The sequence below is a fragment of the Thalassovita gelatinovora genome (genome assembly GCF_001458355.1).
Classification (GTDB): domain Bacteria; phylum Pseudomonadota; class Alphaproteobacteria; order Rhodobacterales; family Rhodobacteraceae; genus Thalassobius; species Thalassobius gelatinovorus.
Map to the genome: position 1 here is coordinate 81,142 of NZ_CYSA01000005.1, position 17,485 is coordinate 98,626.

The window sequence follows — 17,485 nt, forward strand, 5'->3', positions numbered from 1 at the left end:
TGACACCCAAAGGGGGTTCTGACCGTTGAAAAAGAATGTTCTCATCATCGGCGCCGGTGGCGTCGCTCAGGTCGTTGCGCATAAATGCGCACAAAACAACGATGTGCTTGGCGATATCCATATCGCCAGCCGGACGCTTGCCAAATGCGAAGCGATCCTTGAGTCCGTCCGCGCAAAGGACGCAATGAAACAGGAGGGCGTTCTGCAGGCGCATGCGGTCGATGCGATGGACAGCGCCGCGGTGGCCGCCCTGATCCGCGACACCGGCGCGCAGATCGTCATCAACGTGGGCACCGCCTTCGTCAACATGACGGTGCTGGACGCCTGTATCGAAACCGGTGCCGCCTATATCGACACGGCCATTCACGAAGACCCCGACAAGATTTGCGAAACCCCGCCCTGGTACGGCAATTACGAATGGAAGAAACGCGATCTTTGCGCGCAAAAAGGCGTCACCGCCATCCTCGGCGCGGGGTTCGATCCGGGCGTGGTCAACGCCTTTGCCCGTTTCGCCATCGACATGATGGACGAGGTGAAATCGATCGACATCGTCGACATCAATGCGGGCAATCACGGCAAATATTTTGCCACCAATTTCGACCCCGAAATCAACTTCCGCGAATTCACCGGCACCGTCTATTACTGGGAAGACCAGCAATGGAAGGAACTGTCGATGTTTGAAAGCGGCAAATCGTGGGACCTGCCGGTGGTTGGCCCGTCGCAGGCCTATCAGTCGGGTCATGACGAGGTGCACAGCCTCGCCACCAATTACCCGCAGGCCGATGTGCGGTTCTGGATGGGGTTCGGCGATCACTATATCAACGTCTTCACCGTGCTGAAAAACCTCGGCCTCTTGTCCGAACACCCCGTCACCACCGCCGAAGGGTTGGAGGTCGTGCCGCTGAAAGTGGTCAAGGCCGTGCTGCCCGATCCGGCCTCGCTGGCGCCGAACTACACCGGCAAGACCTGCATCGGCGATCTGGTCAAGGGCGTGAAGGACGGCCAGGACTTCGAAGTCTTCGTCTACAACGTCGCCGACCACAAGGAAGCCTATGAGGAAGTCGGGTCACAGGGCATTTCCTACACCGCCGGCGTGCCCCCCGTCGCCGCCGCGATGCTGGTGGCCTCTGGTGAATGGGACGCCCATACGATGAAGAATGTCGAAGAACTCGACCCCAAACCCTTCTTCACCCTCCTCGACCGGATCGGCCTGCCCACCCGCGTGCAGATCGGCGGCCTGGGCGGCGAAGACAAGGCTTGGAACGCATAAACCGGCAGATTGCGCCATACCCGTAAATTTGCAAAGCCCGCCATTCGGCGGGCTTTTCTATTTTGGCCGCCTGCATCCCAAATTGACTATCTTCCAGTCGGAATTTAGACAAATGGCAGACCAATGTTTCTTCGCAAAGACGTTCAAATCAGAAATTGAATTCAAAGATGAAAGACTGTTCTCAATGAAACACCTGGCAACAGGAAGCTGCCTGTGCGGTACCGTCAGTTTTCACATCAACGGCGAGTTCGAAAGCTTTTTCCTTTGTCATTGTTCGCGCTGCCGAAAAGATACCGGTTCGGTTCACGCGGCCAATCTGTTTTCTTCCAAGGCGAAAGTACAATGGCTGGCGGGACAGGAAAGCATCAAGACATTTCAGCTGCCGGGAACCCAGCATGCAAAAAGCTTCTGCATGATATGCGGGTCTGCCCTGCCAACGGTTCAGATGAACGGCGCTTTGCTGGTCGTGCCTGCAGGATCTCTCGACAGTCAGATCAGCATTCGACCCAATGCGCATATTTGCTATACCGACCGCGCGGAATGGGCAGATGGGTTGGAAACCGTGGACAAAATCTGCGCCCTTCCCGACTAACCGAAGCTCTTTTGGCGCAGCTTGTCGCCCCTCGATCATGCCCAAGGCCGATATGCCCAAGTAGCAGTCTTTAGATATCAAAAAAAAACACCCGCCGAAGCGGGTGTCTCAAATCACTGATCGGCCTGTTCCGCCTCGATCCGCCGCCACTTGGCGACGTTGGCGTTATGCTCGGCCAGGGTTTCGGCGAAAGCATGGCCGCCCGACCCGTCCGCCACGAAGAACACGAACTTGGTCTCTGCCGGGTCCAGCGCCGCTTCGATGCTGGCCTTGCCGGGATTGGCGATCGGTGTCGGCGGCAGCCCGTCGATCACATAGGTGTTCCACGGCGTTTCCCCGCGCAGCTCGCTTTGCCGCAAACCACGGCCCAACACGCCCTGCCCCTTGGTGATGCCATAGATCACCGTCGGGTCGGTCTGCAACCGCATCCCCTGTTTCAGCCGGTTGATGAACACGCTCGCCACCTGGCGGCGTTCGTCAGGCACCCCGGTTTCCTTTTCGATGATCGACGCGAGGATCAGCGCCTCTTCTTTCGAATTCAACGGCAACCCGTCGACCCGGTTTTTCCACGCCTCGTCCAGAAGCGCCGCTTGCGCATCGACCATGCGGGCAACGATCTCGGCCCGGGTGTCGCCCGGCTTTATCTCGTAACTGTCGGGGGCCAACGTCCCTTCGGCGGGCAATTCGGCGATATCGCCGGTCAGAACCGAAACCTGTTTCAGTTCCTCGATCACCTGCCAACTGGTCACCCCTTCGGCCAATGCGATCCGGTGGCGGGTATCCGATTGCGTCAGCGGTTGCACGAAGGCCTCTGGTTGGTCTTCTGTCCCCGGCACGAAGGCGGCCTTTTCGACATAGCGATTGGTCGCAGGGTCCAGTTCGCGCAGCACGATTTCGCTGCGGGTGATGCCGACGCGGTAAACCACTTCGGTGCCGCAGGTGCTGGCACCGCCACGGGTCAGGATGTCGACGATCTGTTCCATCGACGCCCCTTCGGGCACCAGGAAACTGCCTGCCTTCAACTGATCGGCCTTGTCGGTATAATCCGCCCCCAGCCGAAACAGGGTGCCGTTCGAAACCGCGCCGTCCTGTTCCAGCCGCTGGCTGATCTTGGTCATGTTCGACCCGGGTTCGACCCGCACGCAAATCGCCTGCTGCAACGGCCCCACAGTGCGATAGCTGCGCTGCCCCCAAAGGATCAAACCGCCGCCGAGGAACATCATGACAATCAGCAAGGTCAATGCGTTAGACGCAATTGATCGCCACATCAGCCGACCTTCCCGAACAACACGCTGGCATTGGTGCCACCAAAGCCAAAGCTGTTAGACAGCGCCACGTTAATGTTGCGTTCACGTTTCTGGTTCGGGGCCAGATCCAATGCGCTTTCCACCGCCGGATTGTCTAGGTTGATCGTCGGCGGAGCCACCTGATCGCGGATCGCCAGGATCGAAAATATCGCCTCGATCGCCCCGGCCGCGCCCAGCAAATGCCCGGTCGCCGATTTGGTCGATGACATTGTGGCAGTCGATACGGCGTCGCCCAGAATGCGTTCCACCGCGCCCAACTCGATCGTATCCGCCATGGTCGAAGTGCCATGCGCATTGATGTAATCAATCGCAGAAGCGTCGATCTTGGCATCCTTCAGCGCCGCCCGCATCGCGCGTTCGCCACCATTGCCATCCTCCGACGGTGCGGTGATGTGATAGGCATCGCCCGACAATCCATAGCCCAGAACCTCGGCATAGATCTTGGCGCCGCGCGCCTTGGCGTGTTCGTATTCTTCCAACACAATGACGCCCGACCCTTCGCCCATGACGAACCCGTCGCGGTCGTTGTCATAGGGGCGGCTGGCCGCCTGCGGATCATCCTTGCGCTTGGTCGACAGCGCCTTGCAGGCATTGAACCCGGCAATCCCGATTTCGCAGATCGCGGCTTCGGCCCCGCCCGCGATCATCACATCGGCATCACCGTATTTGATCAGCCGGGTCGCATCGCCAATGGCGTGGGCGCCGGTCGAACAGGCGGTCACGACCGCGTGGTTCGGCCCCTTGAAGCCATATTTGATGCTGACCTGACCGGAAATCAGGTTGATCAACGCCCCGGGAATAAAGAACGGCGATACCCGGCGCGGACCCTTTTCCTTGATCACCAGCGCGGTTTCGGCAATCGATTGCAATCCGCCGATTCCCGACCCGATCATCACGCCGGTGCGTTCACGACTGTCTTCGTCCTGTGGAGCCCAGCCGGAATCTTCCACCGCCTGCGTTGCCGCCGCGATGCCGTAAAGGATGAAATCATCGACCTTGCGGCGCTCTTTCGGCAACATCCAGTCATCGGGATTGAAACTCCCGTCGCTGCCATCGCCATAAGGCACTTCACAAGCGTAATCCGTGGCCAGATGGCTTGCATCGAAACGGGTGATCGTGCCTGCGCCCGATTTCCCATCCAGAAGCCGCGACCAGCTTTCTTCGACACCACATGCCAGCGGTGTCACCAACCCCAGCCCGGTAACAACAACTCGACGCATTTTCTGCTCTCCTTTGCCTCGGCAGTTCGCGCCCTCAATAGCTTGGATCAAGCCGAAAGCGCAAGCATATGCGGCCCTTTATAGGCGGCACGGGCCGGTCCTTGCCAGAGGAAACGATGCTTATCCTTGCCCCAAGTCCTCAGCGGTTGGCCGATGGCTAAACTTGCTGCAACGCAGCACCTTTTTTTCAAAAATTTCCCAGTCGTCTCAAAGCAACAGGCGGATCACCGCCCTGGTCCTGCCCCGGCGTCGTCAATCACGACCACCGCATGAAAAAGCCCCCGCCAAAAATGGCAGGGGCTTAAAAACTCAGCGATGTGCAGTCGATTACGACGCTTGGCTGATGAACTTCACTGCGTCGCCAAAAGTCTGAATCGTTTCGGCGGCGTCATCGGGAATCTCGATGCCGAATTCTTCTTCGAACGCCATCACCAATTCTACGGTGTCCAGGCTGTCCGCGCCCAGGTCGTCGATGAACGAAGCGTTCTCGGTGACTTTGTCTTCTTCCACACCCAGGTGCTCAACAACGATTTTTTTGACGCGGTCTGCGATATCGCTCATTTTATGTCCTCATCTTTTGGGCCATCGGCCCGTATTGTCGCCCGTACCCGCAGGTTGGCTTGATTGATGCCCAAAATGCGGGCGGCTCCTCTCCCGCGACGCGGGCAGTTCCGAAGGGCGAAGATACCGCCCCCGGGAAAATCTGCGTGGCCTATAGCACATGGTGACGCCAACGCAAACGCTTTAGCAAGGGCCCATCGGGTTTCGTTCAGGTTTTTACGGCAATCCGCAATTCCCGTCCCGGTGGGCCTGTTGGCTTATAGCATCGCCATGCCGCCATTCACATGCAATGTGGCACCGGTAACATAGCCCGCTTCGGGGCTGGCCAGATACAGAACCGCCGCAGCGATTTCTTCCGGCGTTCCCATCCGGGCGGCGGGAATCTGCGCGTTGATTTTGGCCTTCTGATCATCGGTCAGCTTGTCGGTCATCGCGGTAGCAATGAAACCCGGCGCAACCGCATTGGCGGTGATGCCACGGCTGGCAACCTCATAGGCGATGGATTTGGTCATCCCGATCAACCCCGCCTTAGCGGCGGCATAATTCGCCTGCCCCGGGTTGCCGGTGGCCCCGACGATCGAACTGATATTGATGATCCGGCCCCAGCGGGATTTCATCATCGGGCGCATCACGCCGCGGCACAGCCGCATTGCCGATGTCAGGTTCACATCCAGAACCGATTGCCATTCGTCATCCGACATCCGCATGAAAATCTGGTCGCGGGTGATGCCGGCATTGTTGACCAGAATGTCCAGGCTCCCCATCGCGTCGATTGCCTGTTTGGGCAAAGCATTGACCGCTTCGGGATCGCTCAGGTCACAGGGCAGAACGAAAGCGCGATCGCCCAGCTCTGCCGCCAGTGCTTCCAGCGGGTCCACCCGTGTACCGCTCAAGCCCACCGTGGCCCCGGCCCCGTGCAGCGCCTTAGCGATGGCCCCGCCGATCCCACCAGACGCCCCGGTCACCAGGGCGCATTTTCCACTCAGATCAAACATACCAGTTTTTCCTCTTTGTCCCACCGGCCCGACCGCAGATCGAACCGGTTAAAGTCTTGCATGGCTCAGCTCAGGCTGGCCATGGCCTTGGTCACATCTTCGGGCGTGCCCACGGCGGTACAAACGATGGACCGCTCGATCCGGCGGATCATCCCCGACAGGGCCTTGCCCGCGCCGATTTCCCAAACCTCGGTCACGCCTTTACCGGCCATCCACAACACGCTTTCGCGCCAACGAACCGACCCGGTCACCTGATTCACCAGCAGCGACCGGATTGTCGCCGGATCGGTGATCGCTTCGGCCACCACATTGGCGACAATCGGCACCACCGGGCGGTTGATATCCACCTGTTGCAGCGCTTCTGCCATCACTCCGGCCGCCGGTTCCATCAAGGAACAATGGAACGGCGCGCTGACCGGCAGCATTACCGCCCGCTTGGCGCCTTTTTCCTTGGCCAGATCGACGGCGCGTTGCACCGCATCGGTATGGCCGGACACCACCACCTGTCCCGGATCATTGTCATTCGCAGCTTGGCAAACTTCACCCATCGCCGCCTCTGCCGCCACTGCCTTGGCCGTCGCGAAATCCAGCCCCAGTAAAGCCGCCATCGCGCCTTCGCCAACCGGAACCGCCTGCTGCATCGCCAAACCACGGGTACGCAGCAACCGCGCCGCATCGGTCACGCTCAACGCCCCCGCTGCGGCCAGTGCAGAATATTCGCCCAGCGAATGACCCGCGACATAAGCCGCCTGTTCCGCCAACACCACGCCCTCGGCTTCCAACGCCCGCATTGCCGCCAGCGATGTCGCCATCAAGGCCGGTTGCGCATTCTGCGTCAGGGTCAGCGCATCTTGCTCCCCCTCCCAGATCAATGCGCTCAGGTTTTCACCCAAAGCCTCGTCGACTTCGTCAAACACGGCCTTCGCGGCCGGATAGGCGTCAGCCAACGCTTTGCCCATGCCAATGGTCTGCGCCCCCTGACCGGGGAAAACGAATGCTTTTGTCATGACGGCCCTCATCCCGTTTGTTTTAGCCGATGTAAACGCCCACAGCGACGATCACAAGAGAAAGCCAAGCCCAAAACCATGGTGCCAATCTGCGCAGGGTCCCTGTGCGCAGGTTCCGATATTGCCCGCAGAGTTCCCGCGTTACATCTGACACGACATGGAATTCCCCAAAGGACCGCCCGATGCAGAACACACAAACGCGATATGGTGCCGTCGCGCGCAGCTTCCACTGGTTGACCGCCCTGCTGATCTTCGCCGCCTTCCCGCTAGGTTTTGTCGCTGAAAAAATGTCCCACTCCCTGACCAGCGGCGGCGTGACTGCCAACCTCGACACCGTTGTGGCACTGTTTTCACTGCATAAAACCATTGGCATAGCAATTTTCTTCACGGCTTCGGCGCGGGTGATCTGGGCCTTGATCCAACCCAAACCCAAACTCTTGAATGGCGATCACAAACCCGAAGCCCTGCTGGCCGAAACCGTGCATTGGCTGCTCTATGGATCGTTGATTATCGTGCCCCTCAGTGGCTGGATCCATCATGCCGCCACGACAGGATTCGCGCCGATCTGGTGGCCCTTCGGTCAGGGCCTGCCGCTGGTACCGCAATCGGAAACGCTGTCCGGGCTGGCCTCTGACCTGCATTTCCTGCTGATGCTGGTTCTGGCCGCTGCGATTGCCCTGCATGTCGCGGGGGCGCTAAAACATCACGTGGTTGACAAGGATGCCACCCTGCGCCGCATGATTTCAGGTCAGACAGACACCCAGCCCAGCAAAACCCAACCCTCTCACATCGCCGCTGCCGCCGCTGCGGTGCTGATCTGGGTCGGGGTTCTGGCCGCGGGCACCGCGTCGGGTCTGGTCGCCCTGCCCGACCGGGTTCAAAACAGCCCTGCGCCACAACACACCGCCGGGGCCTGGCAGGTCTCCACCGGAACGCTCGACCTGTCGGTCGTGCAGATGGGGGCAAAGGTGGCCGGAACCTTCACCGGCTGGAGCGCGCAAATTGACTATGATGAAACCGCCACAACCGCGCGCAAAGGCCAGATCGACGTCACCATCCCGATTGCCGGGCTGCGGCTTGGCACGGTTTCGGATCAGGCACAGGGACCGGATTATTTCGACGCCGACCAATTTCCCACCGCCCGGTATCAGGCCGCCCTGATCGCAGAAAACGGCACCCTGACCGCGCAGGGACAGCTCAGCATCAAGGGGCATACCGTCGCGCTGTCCTTTCCTGTCACCCTCGACCTCGATGGCGACACCGCACATGCACAAGCCGCTTTCCGCCTCGACCGCCGCGCTTTCGGCATTGGCGGCGGCATCGCAGACGCCTCGACGCTGGGCTTCGATGTCGATCTGTCCTTCGACCTGACGGCCATCCGATAACGCGCCCCATCGCGCACCCCGGCGTGGTGGCGACCAGCCACTAAAAAAACGCCGCCGGATTTTCCGGCGGCGTTTTTCTGGTCTCGGACTTGGCCTCGACTTAGTCGGCTTTCATCGCCTCGATCGAGATTTTCAGCTCAACTTCGTCGCTGATATAGGGCGCGAATTTGCCCAGATCGTAATCGCTGCGCATCAAGCTGGTGGTAGCGTCGAACCCGGCCCAAGGCTTGCCCGCCATCGGGTGATCACCCGACTGGTTCAGCTTGGCATCCAGAACCACCGGTTTGGTGATCCCGTTCAAGGTCAGATCACCGGAGATCTTGGCGGTAGTATCGCCGGTCACCTCGATTGCGGTCGAGGCAAAACTGACCATTTCGTCATCCGTCGCATCAAAGAAATCGGGCGACATGAAATGATCGAACCGTTCGGCCCAGCCGGTGATCATCGATGTCACCGGCATCGACACCGAAACCGAAGACGCCGCCGGATCGGCCGCGTCGAACTGGATTTCACCCTCGAACCCCGAAAACATGCCGTAGCCGGTTGAAAAGCCTAAGTGGTTATAGCTGAACAGAATCTGGCTATGGCTTGAGTCCAGAACATATTTTACCGGCTCTGCTGCGGCAAAGCCCGCGCTCAGGACAAGCGATGCTGCGCCTGCAAATAGGGTCGATTTCATGGGTGAGGTCTCCTTTGTTCATCACCAGACAAGATGATGCCAATGTGACCTCCCCGACCGGCTTGGCAATTCTGGACCACTCCACATAGTCTGTTGGAAAATGAACAACCTCAGGCCCGCGCCGCACCGAAGCATTCGGCGATACGGTTGCACGCTGCATCCGGGATATTCCCGGCAAGCGCCACCCGCAGGACTTCGCCGCCATGTGCGTGCGCAATCAAACGGTTGCCCTTCGCGTCCAGACTGTCCAACTCAGCCAGATCGAAACTGCCGCGCAGCCGCGCAATCCCGTCTGCGCCCCGCTCCATATACAGCAGCCTGCCCGCATTGAAATCGATGGCAAGCTCCTCGCGACCGTCTTGCCGCCCCATGCGAAACAGCAAGAACCCGACTCCGATGAACAGGAATGTCAGCGCCGCGCGGATCGGGATCGCGTCCGGCCCGGACAGGTTTGCCGGCACCAGCCACAGACCAAAGGCGGCCAGGCACAGCACCACACCGGCGAAGACGAACAAACCGCGCAGCAGATTGCCTGCTCGTCCGGCACGTTCGGCCACCTGCCCCAAATTCATGTTGTGATTGGTGATAACCATGTCGCATTCTCCATCCAGCGTTGTTTTACATATTGCCCGCAGCTTTCGGGCGAAAATACGGCGGGGATTGGGAACTTCCGGCACCGATGGCACCTGTGTGTTGTTTCGGTTGCAACAGACCCGGAACCGTCGTATACGCCCGCAACCTTCCGCATGAATGTTGAACCGCGCAGCCTCTCGTGGATGGGTCGCGGAAGGTTATGACCCGTTCTTTGAAATGCGCCTGAAAATGAACAGGAGTGCACATGCCGCTTTACGAGCATGTATTCATCTCGCGTCAGGACTTGTCCAACACGCAAGCTGAAGGCCTTATCGAACATTTCGGCACCGTACTTGCGGACAATGGCGGCAGCGTCGTTGACAGCGAATACTGGGGCGTCAAAACGATGGCCTACAAGATCAACAAGAACCGCAAAGGCCACTATGCCTTCCTGAAAACCGACGCTCCCGCGCCGGCCATTCAGGAAATGGAACGCCTGATGCGCCTGCATGACGATGTCATGCGCGTTCTCACCATCAAGGTCGACGGCCACGAAGATGGCCCTTCGGTCCAGATGCAGAAACGTGACGATCGTGGCGACCGCCGCGAACGCCGTTCGTAACCCCTAGAAAGGAAGCTAACCAATGGCAGCTAAACCGTTTTTCCGCCGCCGCAAAGTTTGCCCCTTCTCCGGGGACAATGCGCCGAAGATCGACTACAAAGATACCAAACTGCTGCAGCGCTATATTTCCGAGCGCGGCAAGATCGTGCCCTCGCGCATCACCGCAGTGTCGGCAAAAAAGCAGCGTGAACTGGCCCGTGCGATCAAACGCGCCCGCTTCCTCGCCCTGCTGCCCTACGCCGTGAAGTAAGGAGCAAACAGATGCAAGTTATCCTTCTCGAACGCGTGGCAAAGCTGGGCCAGATGGGCGACGTCGTCGACGTCAAATCCGGTTACGCCCGCAACTTCCTGCTGCCCCAGGGCAAAGCGCTGACCGCTTCGGAGGCCAACAAGGCCAATTTCGAAGCACAAAAAGCACAGCTCGAAGCCCGCAACCTGGAAACCCGCAAAGAAGCCGAAGCGCTTGGTGAAAAGCTGGATGGTCAGCAGTTCATCGTGATTCGTCAGGCCTCCGATGGCGGCAACCTGTACGGGTCTGTCACCACGCGTGACGTTGCCGATGTTGCCACCGCTGGTGGTTTCTCGGTCGACCGCAAACAGGTCGTCATCCCGACCCCGATCAAAGAACTGGGTCTGCACGGCATCGACATCACCCTGCACCCCGAAGTTCTGGTTCAGATCGAACTGAACGTTGCTCGTTCGCAAGAAGAAGCCGAACTGCAAGCCTCGGGCAAGTCGATTCAGGAACTGGCCGCCGAAGCCGAAGCCGAAGCGGAATTCGAAATCGCCGAACTGTTCGACGATATCGGGTCTGCTGCGGAAGACGACGATCTGGCCCCGGCCTCCGAAGAAGCTGACGAAGACAGCACCGAAAGCTAAGTCAGACCGACGGTCTGAAAGCAGGAACTGCGCGGATTTCCGCGCAGTTCTTTTTTTGTTCGGGGATGATTGCCTCAGGACCGAAATTGCGTCATGCTTAACTGGCGTAGCTTTTCGTTGTTGTCTTCTTATCGTAGCGCCAACCGTATCAAACACAGGCGATGCCAGGCTTCAGCCCAATGCCGAGTGTATTTTTGAGTGAAACAGAGGGTGAAAATTTCACCCAACGCATTGAGTTACCGCTGTCCTGGACACCGACCGGCACCGTAAGTGAACGACCATGGACCTGATCGACCTTAGTTCGGTTAATGACGACGACCGTTTTCTGGAATTTCTCGAAAGTCTCTGCCAGTCTCTTGGCTTTGACTTCGCGTCCTATGCGACCACCAACTTGGTCACCGGAGATGTGCAGGGGTTCGCCAATTACCCTGACGAATGGAAAAACCATTACGGCAAAAAGGGCTATCATCGGCTGGACCCGACGCTCTATGTTTCGATGCTGTCCATTGCGCCGGTGGATTGGGGCCGCTTTTCCCATGACGACAAATTCAACAAGGTGTTTTTCGACGCCTTCGATTTCGGCATCACCGATCGCGGCATCAGCGTCCCGGTCCGCGGCCCTTACGGCGATTGCGGATTGCTCAGCGTAACCCGAAAATGTTCCGACGGAGAATGGGAAAAATTTAAACCCAAGGTCATCGGTGATCTGCAATATGCCGCCGTTCACATGCATGACAACGTGATGAAATCGGGCCTGCTGCCCAAAGCGTTGTCATTGCCGTCTCTGTCAACGCGGGAAAAGGAAATCCTGCAATGGGTCGCTGCGGGCAAATCGCAGCAGGATATCGGGGACATTCTGTCTATATCCCACCGGACGGTCGAAGTTCATATCCGCTCGGGCCGTGAAAAACTTGGTGCTTTGACCACCGCTCAGGCGGTCGGTCGCGCCATTACATTCGGCATGATCCACCCCGGTTGACCCGCATTTCTCTGCGATTCCCCACCCTTCCGGACCATACGGGAAACCCCTAATGGTCGAACCCATGTCATTTGGTTCAAATTTAGTACAAATGACAAACGGTAGGGGAACCACAAATGATCATTGTAATTGACGCGCTGAACCGACACTTGTTTTCTGACGTCTTGGCAGAAATGCACGCATTGCGCGCCCGCGTGTTCGCCGGGCGGCTTGGCTGGGAAGTCGATGTGAAGAATGGGATGGAAATCGATCAATTCGATGCCCTGAACCCTGCACATGTAGTTTGCCTGGATGACGATGGGGATGTCGTCGGCTGCATGCGGCTGCTTCAAACCACCGGCCCGCACATGCTGGCGGATGTGTTTTACAACATCCTCGACGGCGAACCGCCGCTGCGCAGCGCCCGGATTTGGGAAGCCACCCGTTTTTGCGTGGATACCGAAAAGCTGAAAGGCACCACCAAGAACAATTCGATTTCCTACGTCACCAGCGAAGTGATGATCGGGGCCTTCGAATACGCCCAGCAGGCCGGCGTCCTGGATGCCATCGCGGTGATCGATCCGGTAATGGACCGGGTGATGAAACGGTCGCGCAACGCGCCCTACGACTACCTTGGCAGCGCCAAGCAGATGGGCAAGGTCAAGGCGATGGCGGCTTTGATGGATTGTTCGGACGAACGGATCGACGGCATCCGTGATTTCGCAGGCATCACCCAGAACGTGTTCGCCAGCAACGAAGACGCTTTGGCCCTGTTCAATTCCGGCGTCCATGCGCATACGCATCAGACCGCCGGTATCGCACTTGAATCGGCTTACGATTTCGATCCACAGCCGACGGAAATGCGCAAACCGACATTGGACGACCTGCGCCTCTATTGCGAAGATCAGATCGCCAGCGCCCACACCGCAGCAGACAAGGCCGCAGCGCACGCGCTCAAGCTCGAACTGTCTGGCCTGCTGACGACGACCCCGGCCGCCCGGCGCTGCGACGCCTGAGCCCCGGAAACACACCCGAAACCGCACTCACGGAACCGGAACGCGAACCAGCCCCCGCCTTTGGCACCGGGGCTGGTCGTTTCATGAACTGAAATCATCCCCAGCGGATAACGGTGCCAGTCGGATCAGCCGCGAATCCACCACCGCCGCCTGCCGATGCGCCATTGCGGTACGGTATTCGGGATCTTTCAGCATATCGATAAACGCCTGCGGTTCGGGATATTCGGCGATGAAACACAGATCCCACGCCTTGTCCTTCGGTCCGATCACCATCTGCTCCATCTGGCCGCGCCAAATGATACGCCCGCCCACACGCAGGAAAACCGGATGGCTTTGCTGGCCATAAGCCGCATAGGCTTCGGCCCCGGTCGCATCGCGCCCGTCGGGATAATCCGCCCGGTCGCGCAGTTTTACCAGATTGAGCATTTGAATAGGGCCGGGTCGGTCATTGGCCCGGAACGCGTCGAAATCGTCTTTTGAAAAACTGGTGTAATCCATGCTGTCCCCCCTGAAATCGGGATCAGCAAAGCCAACAAACGGCACCGGGTCAATCGCACATTCCGCGAAACGTCGCGTAGAAACAGAAAAGGCCGCCCACTGGGCGGCCTTTGTGACATTCGAAAACGTCTGAACTTATTCGTCTTCCAGTTCTTCAACGGCTTTTTGCAGATCGTCCTTGTTGATCTCCTTGTCCGTCACCTTGGCCTGATCGACCACGTGATCGACAACCTTGTCTTCAAAGATCGGCGCGCGCAGTTGCTGCTGCATCTGCTGGTTCTGTTGAACGAATTCAAAGAACTGACGTTCCTGACCCGGATATTGGCGGGCTTGGTTCATGATCGCCTGGGTCATTTCGGCATCGGTCACTTCGACCTCGGCCTTGCGGCCCAGCTCGGCCAGCAACAGGCCCAGACGCACCCGGCGCTCGGCCAGTTTGGTGTGTTCTTCGGTGGTTTCGACCTTACCGTGGTCGTGATCGTGGACCTCGGGGTTTTCTTCATGCCACAGTTGATGCGCGATCTGATCGGCTTCGGCGATCACCAGGCTCGGCGGCAGATCGAACGAAACCAGCTCGTCCAGAGTGTCCAGCAGCTTGCGCTTCAGCACCTGACGCGCGGCACCGGCATATTCGGCTTCCAGACGTTCCGAAATCTGCCCCTTCAGCGCGGTCAGATCCTCGGCGCCAAATTTCTTGGCCAGCTCATCATCGACTTCAGCCGTCTTGGGGGCTTTCACCGATTTGATGGTGCATTCGAACACGGCCTCTTTACCGGCCAGATTTTCCGCGCCGTATTCTGCGGGGAACGTCACATTGACCGCTTTTTCGTCACCGGCTTTCACACCGACCAGCTGTTCTTCGAATCCCGGAATGAACGATCCCGATCCCAGCACCAGCGGGTAATCTTCGGCGGCACCACCGTCAAAGGCTTCGCCATCGACCTTGCCAAGGAAATCGAACACGATCTGGTCGCCGTCCTGGGCTTCGGCCCCGTCTTCACGGTCGGCGAAATCCTGTGCGGTTTCGGCCAGCGATGCCAGCGCTTCGTCGACCGCTGCGTCATCGGCCTTGACCACCAGACGTTCCAGTTCAACACCCGAAAAATCGACATCGGGAATTTCCGGCAACGCTTCATAGGTCATGGTGACCTTCATGTCGTCGCCTTCTTTCCACTCTTCGGAATCGACCATCTGCACATCAGGCTGCAACGCCGGGCGGTCGCCGCTTTCTTCGAAATGCTTGTTCATCGCGCCGTCGATGGTTTCCTGCATCGCTTCGCCCAGCAAACGCTGACCAAATTGCTTTTTCAGCAGCGCCATCGGCACCTTGCCCTTGCGGAAGCCCTTCATTTCGACTTCGGGCTGCGCCTCGGCCAGCTTTTCGTTGACCTTCTGTTCCAGCTCGGCGGCCGCAACGGTGATTTCGTAACCGCGCTTCAGGCCTTCGTTCAGGGTCTCGGTGACTTGCATTGGATTCCTCACGAAAATAACAGGCCGCCCGCTGGCAGCCTGGTGAAATTTGCGTCTTACTAGAGGTGGCGCGGCGTGGGTTCAAGCCTGAAATGCCGTAATTTCAGCCGAAACCGGCTGCGCGGGCCCACAGCAGTGAAAAACCAACCCGCATTCCCCCGCCTGCGGCGCGCCGCCGCAGGTTTGCCACCGATGTTTGATCGTTCCTGATGTCTTGGTGCGGGCGGAGGGACTTGAACCCCCACGCCTTGCGGCGCTTGGACCTAAACCAAGTGCGTCTACCAATTTCGCCACGCCCGCACTGCCGTGGCTATTTAGAGGGCGCAACGACCATGGTCAAGCCACCATGCGTGTAAGGACCATCGGCATTCAAACCAGCTTGGCGCAGCGCGTGTCTGCGCCCATCGGATGGCTTTCCTCCCCTGTCCTTCGCCCGCCCAAGGCCCTGTCATGCCCCCCTCGGCAGCGGGCGCAACAAAAGCCGGCCATAGAGAACGGCAAACCCGCCGAACGCCGCAATCCAGACAGTCCCGGACAGGACCAACAAAATATCGGCCTGCATCGGCCAGCCCCCTGCGGCAAGCCGCAACAGCATGGCGGCAATAATGCAAAGGTAAATCATGGTGGTTCCCGGACCGGCATGCAGCGTCTGGCCGGTATGGCCCAATGTTGCGCGTGTCATCACAGCCAGCGTCATCACCCCAATGGTGCCAGCCATCCAGACATGTTGTGCCGCCGCAAACCCGACCCCCCCCGGACGCAACGCCTCAAGCGCCACCATGATCGCCCCCAGCGGCAGAAGCCCATAGCCAAGGTGAAGCACCCAAAGCAGCGGTTCGCTCAGGCACCGTTCCCCCGCCCAGCGGGAAAGCCGGATCAGGTGCAAAAGGCCCGCCAACAGCATAACAAACGCCGTTGCCCTGTTTTCCGGCGCTGCGATCCAGAACAGCAGCGCGATCAGCAGGACGATCAAAGCGGCTTTGTCAAAGGTCTTCATCGGCGCCACGGGCAGTTTGCCACTGCCCCGCCGCACCAGCCAATTGCGAGTGAAGGACGGCACAATCCGCCCCCCGATCACCGCGATCAACATCAACCCCGCCGCAAGACCGATCCGCAAACCATAGCCTTGGGCGGCATAGTCCCCCTGCGCCGCTTCCCAATGGAACACCCCATTGCCAAGGATCAACACCGCCAGCATGACCAGCACCATAAGGTTGCGCCAATTCTTGCCTGCAACGATTTCGCGGGTCAGCACGACCGCAAGCGTGACAAGCATGGATAGATCCGCGCAAACCACCAGCCAGACCGGCAATCCCGATGAAACAGCAACGGCCAGCCGCCCGGCCAGCCAAAGCACGAACAGCCCGCCCAACGGCCAGCCGACAATCGGCAACCGCCCGGTCCAGTTTGGCACCGATGTCAGCAAAAACCCGGCGACAACCGCCCCGAGATAGCCATAGAGAAATTCATGCGCGTGCCACGACACCGGGTCAAACCGGCTGGGCAATTCCAAATGGCCCGAAAGCATCGGCACCCAAAGCACCATGGCCAATGCCGCCCAAATCCCTGCCCCGAAAAAGAACGGCCGAAACCCATACGTCAACAATGCCGGCCCGGTCCAGGCGCGCATTTGTGCGGCAGTGCTCATGGCGAAATCCTTTTTGTTTGCACGCCCGCCTCGGTCAGAATGATATCAAGCGGGATATCATGCGGCTGAGGATGAATTGTCGTCAGATGCGCCGCCTGAAAACCGATCCCGATGGTTGTCGGGCGCGGGTCCAGATCGGCGAGGGTTCGATCGAAATAACCACCGCCATATCCCAACCGAAAGCCCCGAACGTCCCACCCCAGCAGCGGTGCAAGCGTGATGTCGGGGATCACCTGATCGGCCTCGGGCGGGGGCACCGGGATGTTCCAATCGCCCCGCACCATCTTTGTGTCCGGCGTCCAGCGGCGAAACACCAGCGGCGCAGCCTTGGTTTCCACAATCGGCAAGGCGATCATCACGCCAAGCCCGTGCAGATCGGTCATCAGCGGGCGCAGGTCGGGTTCCCCCTTGATCGGCCAATAGGCAGAAAATATCCGGCCTTTGGCACCGTTGAAACGGCGCTCCAACAGGGCGCGCAAATGACCTGTGATCGCCTGACCGATGGTCCGACGCGCGTCCACGCCAAGGGCCTGACGGGCCTCGCGTAGCCGGGTCCGCTCACCGCGTCGCCACGCCGCCACCGCACTGACAGGAACATCATGGTTTCGCGTGGTTTCAGTGTCGTCGGTCATGCACGGCCTCCGGTCTGTTCCATCGCCGCGCGGGTTGGTGATCTGGCCCATCCGCTGCGCTGGTGGCGTTGCGTCCGCCGCTGATCAGCGACGGTCATCCAAACCGAATTCTGCATTCGTTCCTCCAGTCTTAAAACAGCTTCTAACGTCTACCCAAAGGTAAGCTTCGCCAC

The 17,485-nt window shown here is 59.1% G+C and carries 19 protein-coding genes and 1 tRNA gene; 8 read left to right on the forward strand and 12 right to left on the reverse strand.

The features are described 5' to 3' along the window. Window positions 1-25: 25 nt before the first annotated feature. Complete coding sequence (locus TG4357_RS02145; RefSeq protein WP_058261232.1) at window positions 26-1,270, forward strand: saccharopine dehydrogenase family protein; 1,245 nt, start codon at window positions 26-28, stop codon at window positions 1,268-1,270. A 28-nt stretch (window positions 1,271-1,298) separates the two neighbouring features. Then, the gene (locus TG4357_RS02150) at window positions 1,299-1,862 is read left to right on the forward strand and encodes a GFA family protein (protein ID WP_233487412.1); all 564 of its coding nucleotides are present in this window, start codon (window positions 1,299-1,301) and stop codon (window positions 1,860-1,862) included. A 113-nt stretch (window positions 1,863-1,975) separates the two neighbouring features. Here TG4357_RS02150 and mltG read toward each other — a convergent pair whose 3' ends face one another. From mltG to fabD, 5 genes are all read right to left on the reverse strand, one after another. Continuing rightward, a complete protein-coding gene (mltG, locus tag TG4357_RS02155; RefSeq protein ID WP_058261233.1) occupies window positions 1,976-3,130 on the reverse strand; it encodes an endolytic transglycosylase MltG in 1,155 nt (384 codons plus the stop codon). Continuing rightward, entirely contained in the window at window positions 3,130-4,389 is a 1,260-nt protein-coding gene (gene fabF, locus TG4357_RS02160; protein WP_058261234.1) for a beta-ketoacyl-ACP synthase II, read from the reverse strand. Before fabF ends, mltG begins: the two co-directional genes overlap by 1 nt. Window positions 4,390-4,716: 327 nt before the next feature. Continuing rightward, on the reverse strand, window positions 4,717-4,950 hold the full coding sequence (locus TG4357_RS02165) for an acyl carrier protein (protein ID WP_058261235.1): 234 nt from the start codon (window positions 4,948-4,950) through the stop codon (window positions 4,717-4,719). A 257-nt stretch (window positions 4,951-5,207) separates the two neighbouring features. Continuing rightward, window positions 5,208-5,945, reverse strand: coding sequence for a 3-oxoacyl-[acyl-carrier-protein] reductase (fabG, locus tag TG4357_RS02170; protein WP_058261236.1), 738 nt, complete (start codon window positions 5,943-5,945; stop codon window positions 5,208-5,210). Between the two features lie 65 nt (window positions 5,946-6,010). After that, on the reverse strand, window positions 6,011-6,952 hold the full coding sequence (fabD, locus tag TG4357_RS02175) for an ACP S-malonyltransferase (protein WP_058261237.1): 942 nt from the start codon (window positions 6,950-6,952) through the stop codon (window positions 6,011-6,013). A 182-nt stretch (window positions 6,953-7,134) separates the two neighbouring features. On the opposite strand from fabD, the gene TG4357_RS02180 reads away from it, so the two are divergent. Then, window positions 7,135-8,337: a cytochrome b/b6 domain-containing protein gene (locus TG4357_RS02180; protein ID WP_058261238.1), complete on the forward strand. Its 1,203-nt coding sequence runs from the start codon at window positions 7,135-7,137 to the stop codon at window positions 8,335-8,337. Between the two features lie 100 nt (window positions 8,338-8,437). On the opposite strand, the gene TG4357_RS02185 is transcribed toward TG4357_RS02180, so the two are convergent. Continuing rightward, on the reverse strand, window positions 8,438-9,016 hold the full coding sequence (locus TG4357_RS02185) for a YceI family protein (protein WP_058261239.1): 579 nt from the start codon (window positions 9,014-9,016) through the stop codon (window positions 8,438-8,440). Between the two features lie 110 nt (window positions 9,017-9,126). Then, window positions 9,127-9,609: a hypothetical protein gene (locus tag TG4357_RS02190; protein WP_058261240.1), complete on the reverse strand. Its 483-nt coding sequence runs from the start codon at window positions 9,607-9,609 to the stop codon at window positions 9,127-9,129. 245 nt (window positions 9,610-9,854) lie between these two features. Here TG4357_RS02190 and rpsF point away from each other — a divergent pair, with 245 nt between their 5' ends. The 5 genes from rpsF (at window position 9,855) to TG4357_RS02215 (ending at window position 13,064) form a co-directional block, all read left to right on the forward strand. Then, the gene (gene rpsF, locus TG4357_RS02195; RefSeq protein ID WP_058261241.1) at window positions 9,855-10,211 is read left to right on the forward strand and encodes a 30S ribosomal protein S6; all 357 of its coding nucleotides are present in this window, start codon (window positions 9,855-9,857) and stop codon (window positions 10,209-10,211) included. Window positions 10,212-10,233: 22 nt separating this feature from the next. After that, on the forward strand, window positions 10,234-10,461 hold the full coding sequence (gene rpsR / locus TG4357_RS02200; protein ID WP_008328567.1) for a 30S ribosomal protein S18: 228 nt from the start codon (window positions 10,234-10,236) through the stop codon (window positions 10,459-10,461). A gap of 11 nt (window positions 10,462-10,472) precedes the next feature. Continuing rightward, window positions 10,473-11,090, forward strand: coding sequence for a 50S ribosomal protein L9 (rplI, locus tag TG4357_RS02205; RefSeq protein WP_058261242.1), 618 nt, complete (start codon window positions 10,473-10,475; stop codon window positions 11,088-11,090). A 280-nt stretch (window positions 11,091-11,370) separates the two neighbouring features. Beyond that, window positions 11,371-12,069, forward strand: coding sequence for a helix-turn-helix transcriptional regulator (locus tag TG4357_RS02210; protein ID WP_058261243.1), 699 nt, complete (start codon window positions 11,371-11,373; stop codon window positions 12,067-12,069). 116 nt (window positions 12,070-12,185) lie between these two features. Next, window positions 12,186-13,064, forward strand: coding sequence for an acyl-homoserine-lactone synthase (locus TG4357_RS02215; RefSeq protein WP_058261244.1), 879 nt, complete (start codon window positions 12,186-12,188; stop codon window positions 13,062-13,064). An 81-nt stretch (window positions 13,065-13,145) separates the two neighbouring features. Here TG4357_RS02215 and TG4357_RS02220 read toward each other — a convergent pair whose 3' ends face one another. The 5 genes from TG4357_RS02220 to TG4357_RS02240 all read right to left on the reverse strand — a co-directional run bounded on the left by TG4357_RS02220 (window position 13,146) and on the right by TG4357_RS02240 (window position 17,312). After that, window positions 13,146-13,562: a DUF1330 domain-containing protein gene (locus TG4357_RS02220; RefSeq protein WP_058261245.1), complete on the reverse strand. Its 417-nt coding sequence runs from the start codon at window positions 13,560-13,562 to the stop codon at window positions 13,146-13,148. A gap of 135 nt (window positions 13,563-13,697) precedes the next feature. Beyond that, a complete protein-coding gene (gene tig / locus TG4357_RS02225; RefSeq protein WP_058261246.1) occupies window positions 13,698-15,032 on the reverse strand; it encodes a trigger factor in 1,335 nt (444 codons plus the stop codon). Window positions 15,033-15,247: 215 nt separating this feature from the next. Continuing rightward, window positions 15,248-15,332: transfer RNA gene (locus tag TG4357_RS02230), tRNA-Leu, on the reverse strand. 148 nt (window positions 15,333-15,480) lie between these two features. Next, on the reverse strand, window positions 15,481-16,680 hold the full coding sequence (locus TG4357_RS02235; RefSeq protein WP_058261247.1) for an NnrS family protein: 1,200 nt from the start codon (window positions 16,678-16,680) through the stop codon (window positions 15,481-15,483). Next, entirely contained in the window at window positions 16,677-17,312 is a 636-nt protein-coding gene (locus TG4357_RS02240; protein WP_233487413.1) for a 5-formyltetrahydrofolate cyclo-ligase, read from the reverse strand. The genes TG4357_RS02235 and TG4357_RS02240 overlap by 4 nt, the downstream gene beginning before the upstream one ends. Window positions 17,313-17,485: the final 173 nt, after the last annotated feature.